This window comes from Vreelandella sedimenti (assembly GCF_013416325.1).
Taxonomy (GTDB): Bacteria; Pseudomonadota; Gammaproteobacteria; order Pseudomonadales; family Halomonadaceae; genus Vreelandella; species Vreelandella sedimenti.
This window is the reverse complement of the sequence record NZ_JACCGK010000002.1, coordinates 44,680-57,788: the sequence shown is the minus strand read 5'-3', so window position 1 is coordinate 57,788 and position 13,109 is coordinate 44,680. Positions and strand designations below refer to the sequence as shown.

The following is a 13,109-nucleotide window of genomic DNA, read 5'->3' as shown; positions in this document are numbered from 1 at the left end:
CGGTTGATCATACCCGACCTAACCAGTTACTGCGAAGAGCGACCATGGCCGATCAGAACCATGAATTGCGCAAAGCCGGTCTAAAAGTGACCCTGCCGCGCGTCAAGATACTTCAAATTCTCGAAAATGTTTCGGGTCAGCACCACCTTAGCGCTGAAGAAGTGTACAAAACACTGATTGATGCGGGCGAAGATGTTGGCTTGGCAACCGTATACCGCGTATTGACTCAGTTCGAGTCAGCGGGCTTGGTAATTCGTCATAATTTCGACGGAGGACATGCGGTATTCGAGATGACCCAAGAGGATCACCATGACCACATGGTGTGTCTAGAAAGCGGCGAAATCATTGAGTTCGTTGATGAAATCATTGAACGTCGTCAGCAAGAAATCGCTGAAGAGCACGGCTACGAACTAGTGGATCATGCTCTGGTGCTATATGTACGTCCGCGCGGTTCCGACGTGACGCGCCAGGACAGCGGGCCGACGAACAAAAAATAGTGTTTGTAGGTCGCCGCTAGTCGCAGAGCGTTAAGCGCGGTTCGAAATATAAGCGCCCCTGAGCCATTTGGCCGAATTCCTGGTTAACAGTAGCTGTTAACTGAATTCGCCAAGTGGATCAGGGGCGTTTGTTTTGCTATGTGCAGATGTGTTGTATCGCTGTGGGCTATAGAAATGCATAGAAACGGCGTGAGGCGCTCGCTCAATCAGTGCGGCGGGCGTTGGCTGGCGTGCAGCATCTCCCGAGCGTGGGCGAGGGTTTGGTCAGAAAGCGTGACGCCGCCCAGCATACGCGCCAGTTCGCTGATGCGCCCCTGCTCGTCGAGTAGTGCCATCTGGGTTAGCGTTGTGTCGCGCTTCGCCTGTTTCTCGATATGCAGGTGCTGGTGCGCCTGCGCTGCCACCTGGGGCAGGTGAGTCACGGTCATGACCTGGCCGTTTTCGCCCAGTTTGCGCAGTAGTTGACCAACGATCTCTGCGGTGGCCCCCGAGATACCCACATCCACTTCGTCAAATACCAGGCTGGGCACGGTTGAGTGCGTTGCCGCGACCACTTGAATCGCCAGGCTGATCCGCGACAATTCGCCGCCGGAGGCGACTTTGGTCAATGGGCGAGCGGGCTGGCCGGGGTTGGCGCTAATCAAAAACTGCACGCGATCGAGGCCTTCAGGGGAGGGCGCGTCTTTCGCGGTGATTTCCACTTCAAAACGGGCTTTGCCCATGGCCAAAAAGCCCAGTTGCTGCTGCACCTCTTTACCCAAGCGAAGCGCGGCTTTTTGACGGCTCTCGCTGAGTTTTTTCGCCTCTTGGCGATAGCTTTCGCGTAGCTCGACGACCCGCGCACTGAGTGCCTCCAGGTCATTGCCACCTTCTTCTAGCTGCGCGACTTCCCGCTGTAGGTCAGCATGCAGGGCGCATAGCTCATCAGGAGCAACGTGATGCTTGCGGGCAATCCGATGTACGTCGGTCATTCGTTCTTCAACCCAGACGAGCCGCTCAGGATCTAACTCAGTGGTACTGGCGAGGCGGTTAAGTTCGCTGGAGGCCTCTTCCACTTGAATGCGCGCATCGCTCAGCATGGCAAGCGTGTTCGCCAGGGTGCCTTTGTCGCTACCCGGCAGGGCGCTTAAGTGGGCGAACGCTTGGTTGAGTAAGGAGAGTGCGCCGCCTTCGTCGCTGGCGCAGCAGTCGGCGGCAAACTGGGTTTCACGCAGGGTCTCTTCCGCGTGAGCCAGGGTGTGCTGCTCTTCCTCTAACGTGGCTAATTCACCTTCCACTAAACCGAGCTGATCCAGCTCCTCTACTTGGTAACGCAGCAGCTGCCGTTTGGCCTCAACTTCACTGCCTTCTTCACTTAGCTTCTTCAACTGCCGACGCGCATTGCGCCACTCGTGGAACGTTTCGGCTAATTGAGTGGTGGCATCGTTTAGGTCTGCGTAATCGTCCAGCAGGGCAAGATGGGTCTCTTCGCGCATCAGCGCATGGTGGGCGTGCTGTCCATGAATCTGAATCAACTGCTCGCCGAGGGATTTTAGATCCGAGATAGTTGCGGGTTGACCGTTAATCCAGGCTTTGGAACGGCCATTGGCGGTGACAACACGGCGCAGCAAGCACTCCTCGGCGGGAAGCTCCCGCGCCGTCAGCCACTCGACGGCGGCAGGCAGATACTGAATGTCAAAACGCGCGGAGAGATCCGTACGCTCGCGGCCATGGCGCACGCTTCCTGCGTCGGCACGCTCGCCCAGGCAGAGCCCAAGGGCGCCTAACAGGATCGATTTGCCTGCCCCGGTTTCCCCGGTAATTGCAGTCATACCGCCGGTCAAGTCGAGCTCTAAGTGATCGACAATGGCGAAATCTTGAATAGCTAGCTGAGTAAGCATGGCGCCTCCTGAGGCGGTACAGCATAGAAGCTGGATACTTATCCAATAGTTGTTGATTTATACAGTAGTTAATAACTCACTTCAATGCACCTCTTGAGATGGAATTTATGGCCCCCATATAGCGTGCATGATCAGTCAAAGCTAGTGACTTGAAGCTTACTTCTTTGCGCGCCGCCCGCGTGGCCGCGCTCTACTTTTTAGGAGCACAACATGGCGAAAGAACCGCAAACACCAATGGACGATGAGCTGGCCCGCCACGAGCAAGACGCCGATGGCGCCGAGCAAGCAGCTGAGAAGGTTGCTGAAGAGCGTTTGATGGAGGGCGAGCTGGAAGGATTGATCAATGATGAAGAGGCGCTAGAAGACAGCGTCGATAACCCGGAAGCAGAAATGCTGGCAGCCCAAGTAGGCGAGTTGGAGCAGAGCTTGGCCGAAGCCAAGGATCAGGCCCTGCGCGCCGCTGCTGAAGCGCAAAACGTGCGCCGTCGTGCGGAACAGGAGGCGGAAAAAGCCCGCAAGTTTGCCCTGGAGAAGTTTGTTAAAGAGCTGCTGCCAGTGGTGGATAGCCTGGAAAAAGCGCTGGAGACCATGGAGGAGGGTGCATCGGAAGTTCACCGTGAAGGTGTCTCCATGACCTTGAAAATGCAGCTGGATGTGCTCAACAAGTTCGGCGTTGAAAGCATTGAGCCCCATGGTGAGCCCTTCGACCCGCAGGTGCACGAAGCCATGACCATGGTGCCTAACCCGGATCTCGATCCGAACACCGTGATGGACGTTATGCAGAAAGGCTATTTACTCAATGGACGCCTGGTGCGCCCGGCGATGGTTGTAGTGAGTAAAAAAGCCGATTAAGCCACTGGCGGCACAGAGTTTGAAAAAAGTGTGTGAAAAAAAGCCCTTGAAATGTCAGCGGCGGCCCCCAAATAAAGGGCAACCCCGCGGGGAAACCCGCAGACAAGCTTTAAAAACTAAATTTTCAGTTTTGTAACAACCGAATTCGAGGTATTGCTATGGGACGTATAATTGGTATCGACCTGGGCACCACTAACTCTTGTGTGGCCGTGCTCGATGGTGACAGCGCTAAAGTTATCGAAAACGCCGAAGGCGGTCGTACGACACCTTCTATCATTGCTTACACCGATGATGGTGAAACGCTGGTAGGTCAGGCGGCCAAACGTCAGGCCGTGACTAACCCAGAAAACACCCTGTACGCCATCAAGCGTCTCATTGGCCGTCGCTTTAAAGACGACGTTGTCCAGAAAGACATCAAGATGGTGCCGTACAAAATCACCGAAGCTGATAACGGTGATGCTTGGGTTGAAGTAAAAGGCAAAAAAATGGCACCGCCGCAGGTAAGCGCGGAAGTGCTGAAGAAAATGAAGAAGACCGCCGAAGACTACCTGGGCGAAGCGGTCACCGAAGCGGTCATTACCGTACCGGCCTACTTCAACGATAGTCAGCGTCAGGCGACCAAAGACGCCGGCCGCATTGCCGGTCTGGACGTTAAGCGCATTATTAACGAGCCGACCGCTGCCGCACTGGCCTACGGTATGGACAAATCCCGCGGCGACAAAACCATCGCGGTCTACGACCTGGGTGGCGGTACCTTCGATATCTCGATCATCGAAATTGCCGATGTCGACGGTGAAACCCAGTTTGAAGTGTTGGCCACCAACGGTGACACCTTCTTGGGCGGCGAAGACTTTGACTTGGCGCTGATCAACTACCTGGTAGACCAGTTCAAGTCTGACAGCGGCATTGATCTGTCTGGCGACAACCTGGCCATGCAGCGTCTGAAAGAAGCTGCCGAAAAAGCCAAAATTGAACTGTCTAGCGCTCAGCAGACCGATGTGAACCTGCCTTACATCACCGCCGACAACACTGGTCCGAAACACCTTAACGTTAAGGTGACCCGTGCCAAGCTGGAATCGCTGGTAGAAGAGCTGGTTCAGCGCTCGCTCGAGCCGTGCAAAATGGCACTGAAAGATGCAGGCCTATCTGCCTCTGAAATCGACGAAGTGATCCTGGTCGGTGGCCAGACACGTATGCCGATGGTGCAGAAGAAAGCCGCTGACTTCTTCGGTAAAGAAGCACGTAAAGACGTTAACCCGGACGAAGCGGTTGCTGTTGGTGCCGCGATTCAGGGCGGCGTACTCGGTGGCGACGTTAAAGACGTTCTGCTGCTCGACGTTACTCCGCTTACCCTAGGTATCGAAACCCTGGGTGGCGTGATGACACCGCTGATCGAAAAGAACACCACCATCCCGACCAAGAAGACACAAACCTTCTCAACGGCGGATGACAACCAAACGGCGGTGACCATTCACGCCGTGCAGGGTGAACGTAAGCAAGTGTCGCAGAATAAGTCGTTGGGTCGTTTTGATCTTGCTGACATTCCGCCTGCACCGCGCGGTGTGCCGCAGATCGAAGTCGCCTTCGACTTGGATGCCAACGGCATTCTGAACGTATCGGCAAAAGACAAGGCCACTGGCAAGGAGCAGTCGATTGTCATCAAGGCGTCTAGCGGTCTGTCCGAGGAAGAAGTCGAGCAGATGGTACGTGATGCCGAAGCTCACGCCGAAGAGGACAAAAAGTTCGAAGAGCTGGTGCAACTGCGTAACCAAGCTGACGGCATGATTCACGCTACGCGCAAAACGTTGGAAGAAGCTGGCGACAAAGCGACAGACGACGAGAAGCAGGCGATTGAAACGGCCATCAGCGAGCTGGAAGAAGCGGTTAAAGGTGACGACGTCGATAACATTCAGAAGAAACTGGATGCACTGACCGAAGCCTCTGGCCAGCTAGCTCAGAAAATGTACGCCGAGCAGGCCGAAGCGGCGCAGCAAGAGGGCGGTGAAGGTGCCGAAAACGCGGGCACCAAGCCGGAAGAAGACGTGGTTGACGCCGAGTACGAAGAAGTCAACGACGATCAGAAAAAGCAGTAACATCCTCTTTCTGCCAAGGAAAGCGGTGACGCGGGAGCTTACTCCCGCGTTGCTGTTTCCGCGGCCAAGACGCACGTAGTTAAGTATAGAGTTGAATACATAGCTAAATGTGCAGTTGAGTGCGTAGCTAACCAGGAGGCGTAGGGCCTATGTCCAAACGCGATTATTACGAAGTCCTGGGTGTCGAAAAAGGGGCCGATCAGAAAGAGATCAAGAAGGCCTATCGCCGTCTGGCGCAAAAATTCCACCCTGATCGAAACCCGGACGATACCACCTCCGCGGAAAAATTCCGCGAAGTGTCCGAAGCGTATGAAGTGCTTAGCGACGGCGAAAAGCGCGCTGCCTATGACCAGTTCGGCCATGCGGGCGTTGATGGCCAAGGTGGCGGCGGTTTCGGCGGTGCTGGCGCTGGTGATTTCAGCGACATTTTCGGCGATGTGTTTGGCGATATTTTTGGCGGAGGTGGCGGTCGCCGCCGTGGCCCCAATGCCCCGGCACGCGGTTCCGACCTGCGCTATAACCTAGAGCTGGATCTGGAAAATGCCGTTTCAGGCACCACGGTGGACATTCGCGTGCCGCGGCATATCGAGTGTGACCGTTGTGATGGCGGCGGCGCTGAACCCGGCTCTTCCAAAGAGACGTGCCCTACCTGTCATGGCCACGGTCAAGTGCGCATGCAGCAAGGCTTCTTTGCCGTGCAGCAGACCTGCCCGACCTGTCATGGCTCTGGCCAGCACATTAAAGTGCCGTGCCATAAGTGTAATGGCGAAGGCCGTGTACGTGAGACACGCACGCTGTCCGTTAAAATTCCGCCCGGCGTGGATACCGGTGACCGTATTCGCTTGAATGGCGAAGGCGAAAGCGGCGTGAACGGTGGCCCGCCTGGGGATCTGTATGTGCAGGTGGCGATCAAGCCGCACCATATCTTCCAGCGTGATGGCAAGCACCTGCAGTGCGATGTGCCAATCAACTTTGTTGATGCAGCGCTAGGTGGTGAGCTTGAAGTGCCGACGCTAGATGGCCGCGTGAAGCTGAAGATTCCGCCGGAAACTCAAACAGGCAAGCTGTTCCGTCTGCGCGGTAAAGGCGTGAAACCCGTGCGTGGTGGTATGCCCGGCGACCTGTTGTGCAAGGTGGTAGTGGAAACACCGGTGAAGCTTAACGACGAGCAGCGCGATTTACTGCGCCAGCTTCAAAAGAGCTTCGATGACAGCAATAGCCACAACCACTCGCCGAAGAAAACCGGCTTCTTTGACAGCGTGAAAAGCTTCTTTGAAGATATGAAGCCGTAAGTCTGAGATAATAGTAAGCAGTTAGGTGTTTAGTCCAAAAACCCTCGGTTCACCGGGGGTTTTTGCTGTTTAGGAAATACTGCACGCAATGGATCACCTTGAAGAAAGGCCCACCATGGGTATTTTGCTGCGGATACTGTCAGGCGCCCTGTTTACCGGGATGCTGGTGTGTATTAAGGCAGTCAGTGACGAAGTGCCTGTGGGGCAGTCGGTGTTTTACCGCTCGCTGTTTGCGCTGCTGCCTATCGTCGTTTTCCTTTTGCTGCGGCGGGAGTTTCCCCGCGGGTTGGCTACGCGCCGTCCGCTGGGGCATGCGCTGCGCTCTGGGATGGGGGCAGCGGCAATGTTTGCCTCCTTTGCTGCGGTGGCGCTGTTGCCAGTGGCCGAGGCAACATTGCTTGCTCAGCTTACCCCTGTCTTTATGGCGATTGGTGGCGTTCTGCTGCTGGGGGAGCGCTGCTCGCTTAATCGCGCGGGTGGCGTGGTGCTGGCGCTTGCCGGGGTAGCCGTGCTGATTTTGCCTGGGCTAAATGCCAGTTCCAGTAACGGCCAAGCGGCCGGGTACGCGCTAGGGGCATTGGGGGCGCTGCTAACGGCAGGTGCTTTATTAACCGTCAGGCGTATTTCACGCACTGAGACAGCGGCTTCAATCGCCTTCTACTTTATTTTAGTGGCCGCGCTAGCCGGGCTGGCAACGCTCCCACTGGGCTGGGCAGCACTCAACCGGGTAGAGTTTTCGCTGTTGGTGCTCTCGGGCCTGTTTGGCGGTGCTGCGCATATCGCGATGACATTAGCTCTACGCTACGCCGAGGCGTCGCGTTTGGCACCTTTTGAATATATTGCCCTGGTGTGGCCCGTCCTCGCCGATTGGGTGTTGTTTGGAATACCGGTCTCCAGCGGCTTCCTGCTAGCGTTACCGCTGATGTTATCAGGGGTAGCGCTAGCGGCGATGGAAGGGCGGCGGCTTAGGCAAAGGGCTAGATAGCAGCTTCGACGATAAGCTGCGGCTGGCCTTTCGAGCAGGACTCGATACGCGTAGATACCCGATAAACCTGACGTAGCAGCGCAGGGGTAATCACTTCGGCAGTGGAGCCGTAGGCGATCAAGCGGCCATTTTCGAGCATCATGGCAGCATCGGCGAAACGTAGCGCATGCCCCAGGTTGTGGAGCGCCACCAGAATCAGCATCTGGCGTTCATCGGCTAGCCGGCGCAGCACCGTCAACAGGCTGATCTGGCGGTTCAAATCGCGTGCCGAGGTGGGCTCATCCAGCATCAGAATTTCGGGTTCTTGTACCAGGGCCTGGGCAGCGCTGACCAACTGGCGCTGCCCGCCGCTAAGGTCGCCGATATCGCGTTCGCCAAGGGTCGTGATGCTGAGTTCCTCCAGCGCGCGATCAACCTGCGATAAATCCTCAGGCTGCACTTTTAATCCGCGCTCCTGCATACGTGCCAAAAGCACTGATTCATAGACCGCCAGCACAGCCTTGGCGCCAGTGTCCTGGGGCATATAGCCCACGGGGCGCTCGGCGCTGATGATCACTTCGCCTTCGTCTTTCAATAGTCCTAGCACGCGGCGAAAAAGCGTCGATTTACCCGCTGCATTGAGCCCTAGCAGAGCGACGACTTGCCCGCCTTGAAAGCAGGGCGTGGTGATCTCTTCCAGAATAGGGCGACGCCCATAGCGGGCGGATACACGGTTCAGCTGTAGGGTTACCATGAGGCCTTCTTGTGGTTAAGCACTAGAAATAGGAAGAAGGGAATGCCCACCAGCGAGGTAATAATGCCAATGGGAATAATGGTGCCAGGAATAATGATCTTGGAGATGACCGAGCCAACGGGGAGGATCAGCGCGCCGCACAGGGCCGAGCCGGGCAAAAAGAAGCGCTGATCCTCGCCCAGTAAAATGCGCGCGATATGCGGCCCCGCCAAGCCAATAAACCCAATGGTGCCCACGAACGCCACCGCGATGGCGGCAAGCAGTGACACCAGCACCAGCACTTCCAAACGCAGCGCGCGGGGATTGACGCCCATGCTCTCGGCTTTGGCGTCGCCCAGGCGCATGGCAGTCAGCGCCCAACCATGCCGGGCACGCAACGGCATGGATAAGGCAAGAATGCTAAGGGCGATCCAGAACTTGGGACAGGTGGCTTTGGTTAAGCTGCCCATCGTCCAAATCACCACCGTGGAGACCGCCTCCTGGCTGGCAAAGAACTGAATTAGTGCCATCAGCGAGTTGAAGATAAACACCATGGCGATGCTGAGCAGCACAATCGTCTCTACCGTCACGCCGCGCTTAAGGCTTAAGGCATGAATTAAGAACGCGGTGAACATGGCCATCATGAAGGCATTGATGGGCGCCACGCCGAAGGCGAGACCCAGAGCGGCACCAAAACTGGCCCCAGCGGACACCCCCAAGGTAAACGGGCTGGCTAGCGGGTTGCTCAGAATGGTTTGCATCTGTGCCCCGGCCACTGACAAGCTGGCGCCCACCACTAGCGCCATCAGCGCTACCGGCATGCGGATTTCCCAAACAATAACCCGGGCCTGCTGGCTGACGCTGCCTGGCGTGAATAGCGCTGCGACCACTTCGCCCAGGCTATAGCGGGCGGGCCCCAGTGCCAGGTCGACGCAGAGGCTAAAAAACAGCGCTAAAACCAGTGCCGCCAGTATCATTTGGCGGCGGGAAACCTGGCTATGGTAGAAGGCGCGCCCCTGTGAAAGACGGTCTGTTACCGCCGTTTCCGTCATCCTTGTATCAGTCGTCATGGAGCAATATCCAGTAGCCGGTTTCATAGTCGATGGGTAAGAAGCGCTCGTGCAGCTCTTTCATCGTGGCGTTGGGATCCAGGTCTTCAAACAGCTCTGGGTGTAGCCATTTGGCTAGCTGCTGCACGGCCACAAAGTAGTAGGGGATACTTCCGCCGCGTCTTCATCGCCCATGATCTGGCCGATGATGCGCATGGAGGGAATAGTGTGTTCAAGCGGGTCTTAGCGAAAATCCACATAGATGATGGGAATGCCGAGTTATGCCAACTTGTCGTCGTAGGCGGCGTCTTCTGTGGCGGCTTTGGCCTCGATGTTCATCAGCACTACGTCAGGATTAAGCGAGGCGGCCTGCTCTACGTCAAAAGTGCCGTCTTTAAAACCGCCAAAGGTGGGGATCGCTTCAATCTCTGGGAAGCGTTCGGCGTAACGGGCATAGTTATCGGGATCCGCCTGAGAAAAGTCTTCGCGCCAACCGACCACGTGGGCAAAAGGAGCTTCAGGTTCGAGTAAACCGAGCAGATAAATTTGCCTCTCTTCGCCTAAAATAACCCGCTCGGCAGGGGCGTCCAGAGTGATTTCGCGGCCAGCGACATCGGTGACGGTGATTGCGTCAGCCACAGCAGTGGCGCCGCAAGCAAACGTGATAAGCGTACCAAGCAGGATTTTTAAGCACGGAGAGCTGAGCACTTTTTTACTCGTTGGTCGATATTGGTTAACAGGGCTGGCATCGCTGATGCGCTTTAGCGGTGATAGCACATAGATGCAATTGCTATTGTAACTAATTAGCGTTTGGGAGGCATTATTGGGGTGCCGCGCTTAATGGTCAACATGCTACGCTTTGCCCTTAGCATTTATCCTGCGGCGATGGCTTCACATGTTTGGCTCTAAAGACAATGCGTTGTTGAAGGATTACTTAGTTTGTAAGTACTTACATTTTTGGAGGGGCCGCTATGCCTTTATCTCGTGTTGAAATTGTCACGCCTTCCGCCGAGCGTTTAATTAATCGGCTCTGTAAACACTGGGCGCATAAGCTGGAGATCGAGCAAAGCGATCAGCAGGCCACTATTACGTTTGCCACCGGTACCTGCTTAATGGTTGCTGAGGCCGATAAATTGGTGGTGGCCCTCGAAACCCTGGAAGAGGAGCATCTGGATGAGTTGGAGGGGGTCGTCGAGCGCCACCTAATGCGTATGGCTGGTGATGAAGAGTTGGCGATTGTGTGGGAGAACTAGACAACGACTGGTCTGCTATAATCGCGCCATAAGTCTTACGCACCAAAACCTAGAGCTCAGGAGTTCGCATGACCCGAATTGCCATTGTAGGCGTGGCTGGCCGCATGGGCCGTACGTTGGTAAATGCTGTAGAGCAAGATGCTGAGGCGACGCTAGCTGGCGGGATCGTAGAGCCAGGCAGCTCCTTGGCGGGCGCTGATATTGGCGAGCTTGCGGGGGTAGGGAAACGCGGCGTTGTCGCAGTCGATTCGCTCACGTCGATTGTCGATGATTTTGATGTGCTGATCGACTTCACGGCCCCTCAGGTCACGCTTGGAAATCTGGCGTTCTGCGCAGAGCACGGCAAACGTATTGTGATTGGTACTACTGGCATGAGCGATGATGAGTTGGCTCAGCTCGATAGCTACCGCGACAAGGTAGCCATGGTGTTCGCGCCCAATATGAGCGTTGGGGTTAATCTGACCCTGAAACTGCTCGAAACCGCTGCCAAAGCGCTGGGTGATGAAGGCTACGATATTGAAGTGATCGAGTCTCACCACCGTCATAAGGTTGATGCGCCTTCCGGCACCGCGATCAAAATGGGCGAAGTAATTGCCGACAGCCTGGGGCGTAACCTTAAAGAGCACGGCGTGTTTGAGCGAGTCGGGCAGTGCGGCCCGCGCGCCGACAAAGAGATCGGCTTTGCCACCGTGCGCGCGGGCGATATCGTGGGTGAGCACACGGTAATGTTTGCTACCGAAGGTGAGCGCATCGAAATCACTCACAAAGCCTCCAGCCGGATGACCTTTGCCAAAGGTGCGGTTCGCGCGGCACGCTGGGTCGTTGGCAAAGAGAGCGGTCGTTACGATATGCAGGATGTGTTGGGTTTGGATTAAGGAATTACTAATGCTAGAACGGTCCTGTCACTCAGGGGTAGTTTTAGGTCAAAAATTCCTGTAACATTTCAAAAATTTTGGCCGGGTGGCTTAGAAAACTCAAACGGCGCGCTTGTTGCGTTGGCCAGCCTAAAGCCTGCCCCCGAGTTTGCTGCTATTACGTTAAAGCCAAGCGGCTCTGAAGGGCATCGAACAACAAGCGGGATGAAACCGATTCTTTTTATCGGCTTCGTCCCGCTTTTTTACGGCCCTTGTTTTAATAACAAGCGCATTAATAACAAGCGCTTTAATGACAAACGCTTTAACGACGATAGTTTTAATAACTAGCGTCGTGGATGAATGAAGAAATTGCTGAGCCTGCTCCCTCAGGCTCCCACCAGCATGGGAGGATCTTGTTTTGAATAACCCCGCATTGAGCAAACCCGCAATATTGGCCCTGGAAGATGGCAGCGTGTTCCACGGCATCGCCATTGGCGCGGACGGATTAACAAGCGGTGAGGTGGTGTTCAATACGGCCATGACCGGCTATCAAGAAATCCTCACTGACCCCTCCTACACCCGCCAAATCGTTACCCTCACCTATCCCCATATCGGCAATACTGGCATTAACGCTGAAGACATTGAGTCAGCGTCTATTGCCGCAGCAGGCTTGGTGATTCGCGATTTACCGCTAATGGCTAGCAGCTTCCGCTCTGAGCAGTCGCTATCGGACTACCTGGAAAGCCAGAACGTGCTGGGCATTGCCGATATCGATACCCGCCGTCTAACGCGCATTTTGCGTGATAAAGGTGCGCAAAACGGGGCGATTTTGGCGGGCGCTGATGCTGAAGGTGATGACGCGGTCATCCGGGCGCTGGAAGCCGCCAAGGCTTTCCCAGGCCTGAAGGGGATGGATCTGGCCAAAGAGGTGTCGTGTAAGGAGTCCTACGAGTGGTCAGAAGGCGAGTGGACGCTGGGTGAAGGCTACGCCGACGCTTCGCAAAGCGAGCGCCCTTACCATGTGGTGGCGTACGACTACGGTGTGAAATTCAACATACTGCGCATGCTGGCCGCTCGCGGCTGCCGCCTGACAGTCGTGCCCGCGCAAACGCCTGCCGCTGAGGTGCTGGCGATGAATCCGGATGGCGTGTTTTTAGCCAACGGCCCTGGCGACCCGGAGCCCTGCGACTACGCCATCACGGCGATTCAGGACGTGCTGGAAACCGATATTCCGGTGTTTGGTATCTGCCTGGGCCACCAGCTGCTGGCGCTCGCCGCCGGGGCGAAGACGGTCAAAATGAGCCACGGCCACCACGGTGCCAACCACCCGGTGCAGGATCTGGATAGTGGCACCGTGATGATTACCAGCCAGAACCACGGCTTTGCGGCGGATGAAGCGACCCTGCCTGCTAACGTGCGCGCAACGCACCGTTCGCTGTTCGATGGCACCTTGCAGGGAATCGAGCTTACCGACCGACCGGCGTTCAGCTTTCAAGGCCACCCGGAAGCGAGCCCCGGCCCGCGTGATGTGGCGCCGCTGTTTGATCGCTTCGTGGCTATGATGGAGGCACGCCGTTAACGCGTCCCTAGCATCACCGTATCGCCGTCTTTTGTCGCTCATCGTCACCATTTTTTGCGGGAA

13 protein-coding genes are annotated in these 13,109 nt (G+C 56.1%); 8 read left to right on the top strand and 5 right to left on the bottom strand.

Translation table 11 applies throughout. The annotated features are described in order from the left end of the window. Nucleotides 1-44: 44 nt before the first annotated feature. On the top strand, nt 45-497 hold the full coding sequence (gene fur, locus HZU72_RS02265) for a ferric iron uptake transcriptional regulator (RefSeq protein WP_007111850.1): 453 nt from the start codon (nt 45-47) through the stop codon (nt 495-497). A 206-nt stretch (nt 498-703) separates the two neighbouring features. Here the strand turns inward: fur and recN are convergent, their stop codons facing one another. Further along, nucleotides 704-2,377, bottom strand: a complete 1,674-nt coding sequence (gene recN, locus HZU72_RS02260; protein ID WP_180090224.1) for a DNA repair protein RecN — start codon at nt 2,375-2,377, stop codon at nt 704-706. A 210-nt stretch (nt 2,378-2,587) separates the two neighbouring features. Between recN and grpE the strand changes: the two genes are divergently transcribed. The 4 genes from grpE (at nt 2,588) to HZU72_RS02240 (ending at nt 7,599) form a co-directional block, all read left to right on the top strand. Continuing rightward, on the top strand, nt 2,588-3,229 hold the full coding sequence (grpE, locus tag HZU72_RS02255; RefSeq protein ID WP_009287913.1) for a nucleotide exchange factor GrpE: 642 nt from the start codon (nt 2,588-2,590) through the stop codon (nt 3,227-3,229). A 158-nt stretch (nt 3,230-3,387) separates the two neighbouring features. Beyond that, complete coding sequence (gene dnaK / locus HZU72_RS02250; protein ID WP_180090222.1) at nt 3,388-5,322, top strand: molecular chaperone DnaK; 1,935 nt, start codon at nt 3,388-3,390, stop codon at nt 5,320-5,322. Between the two features lie 149 nt (nt 5,323-5,471). Further along, complete coding sequence (gene dnaJ, locus HZU72_RS02245; protein ID WP_180090220.1) at nt 5,472-6,614, top strand: molecular chaperone DnaJ; 1,143 nt, start codon at nt 5,472-5,474, stop codon at nt 6,612-6,614. 88 nt (nt 6,615-6,702) lie between these two features. Then, nucleotides 6,703-7,599: a DMT family transporter gene (locus tag HZU72_RS02240; RefSeq protein WP_180090218.1), complete on the top strand. Its 897-nt coding sequence runs from the start codon at nt 6,703-6,705 to the stop codon at nt 7,597-7,599. Here HZU72_RS02240 and HZU72_RS02235 read toward each other — a convergent pair. The 4 genes from HZU72_RS02235 to HZU72_RS23735 all read right to left on the bottom strand — a co-directional run bounded on the left by HZU72_RS02235 (nt 7,592) and on the right by HZU72_RS23735 (nt 9,999). After that, on the bottom strand, nt 7,592-8,332 hold the full coding sequence (locus tag HZU72_RS02235) for an ABC transporter ATP-binding protein (RefSeq protein ID WP_180090216.1): 741 nt from the start codon (nt 8,330-8,332) through the stop codon (nt 7,592-7,594). The two genes, HZU72_RS02240 and HZU72_RS02235, sit on opposite strands and share 8 nt — an antisense overlap. Further along, nucleotides 8,326-9,381: a FecCD family ABC transporter permease gene (locus tag HZU72_RS02230; protein ID WP_208457925.1), complete on the bottom strand. Its 1,056-nt coding sequence runs from the start codon at nt 9,379-9,381 to the stop codon at nt 8,326-8,328. The genes HZU72_RS02235 and HZU72_RS02230 overlap by 7 nt, the downstream gene beginning before the upstream one ends. Then, on the bottom strand, nt 9,371-9,508 hold the full coding sequence (locus HZU72_RS23740) for a hypothetical protein (RefSeq protein ID WP_235975962.1): 138 nt from the start codon (nt 9,506-9,508) through the stop codon (nt 9,371-9,373). Before HZU72_RS23740 ends, HZU72_RS02230 begins: the two co-directional genes overlap by 11 nt. A gap of 131 nt (nt 9,509-9,639) precedes the next feature. Then, nucleotides 9,640-9,999, bottom strand: coding sequence for a TroA family protein (locus tag HZU72_RS23735; protein ID WP_235975961.1), 360 nt, complete (start codon nt 9,997-9,999; stop codon nt 9,640-9,642). Between the two features lie 332 nt (nt 10,000-10,331). On the opposite strand from HZU72_RS23735, the gene HZU72_RS02220 reads away from it, so the two are divergent. The 3 genes from HZU72_RS02220 to carA all read left to right on the top strand — a co-directional run bounded on the left by HZU72_RS02220 (nt 10,332) and on the right by carA (nt 13,046). Continuing rightward, a complete protein-coding gene (locus HZU72_RS02220) occupies nt 10,332-10,613 on the top strand; it encodes a DUF2218 domain-containing protein (protein ID WP_180090214.1) in 282 nt (93 codons plus the stop codon). Between the two features lie 68 nt (nt 10,614-10,681). Further along, nucleotides 10,682-11,488 (top strand): 4-hydroxy-tetrahydrodipicolinate reductase, encoded by an 807-nt coding sequence (gene dapB / locus HZU72_RS02215; RefSeq protein ID WP_180090212.1) that lies wholly within the window; start codon nt 10,682-10,684, stop codon nt 11,486-11,488. A gap of 412 nt (nt 11,489-11,900) precedes the next feature. Beyond that, nucleotides 11,901-13,046: a glutamine-hydrolyzing carbamoyl-phosphate synthase small subunit gene (gene carA, locus HZU72_RS02210; protein ID WP_180090554.1), complete on the top strand. Its 1,146-nt coding sequence runs from the start codon at nt 11,901-11,903 to the stop codon at nt 13,044-13,046. Nucleotides 13,047-13,109: the final 63 nt, after the last annotated feature.

Excerpts from the sequence above, each read along its gene's own strand:
- fur (WP_007111850.1), top strand. The coding sequence starts at position 45 with ATGGCCGATCAGAACCATGAATTGCGCAAAGCCGGTCTAAAAGTGACC.
- recN (WP_180090224.1), bottom strand. The coding sequence starts at position 2,377 with ATGCTTACTCAGCTAGCTATTCAAGATTTCGCCATTGTCGATCACTTA.
- grpE (WP_009287913.1), top strand. The coding sequence starts at position 2,588 with ATGGCGAAAGAACCGCAAACACCAATGGACGATGAGCTGGCCCGCCAC.
- dnaK (WP_180090222.1), top strand. The coding sequence starts at position 3,388 with ATGGGACGTATAATTGGTATCGACCTGGGCACCACTAACTCTTGTGTG.
- dnaJ (WP_180090220.1), top strand. The coding sequence starts at position 5,472 with ATGTCCAAACGCGATTATTACGAAGTCCTGGGTGTCGAAAAAGGGGCC.
- HZU72_RS02240 (WP_180090218.1), top strand. The coding sequence starts at position 6,703 with ATGGATCACCTTGAAGAAAGGCCCACCATGGGTATTTTGCTGCGGATA.
- HZU72_RS02235 (WP_180090216.1), bottom strand. The coding sequence starts at position 8,332 with ATGGTAACCCTACAGCTGAACCGTGTATCCGCCCGCTATGGGCGTCGC.
- HZU72_RS02230 (WP_208457925.1), bottom strand. The coding sequence starts at position 9,381 with ATGACGACTGATACAAGGATGACGGAAACGGCGGTAACAGACCGTCTT.
- HZU72_RS02220 (WP_180090214.1), top strand. The coding sequence starts at position 10,332 with ATGCCTTTATCTCGTGTTGAAATTGTCACGCCTTCCGCCGAGCGTTTA.
- dapB (WP_180090212.1), top strand. The coding sequence starts at position 10,682 with ATGACCCGAATTGCCATTGTAGGCGTGGCTGGCCGCATGGGCCGTACG.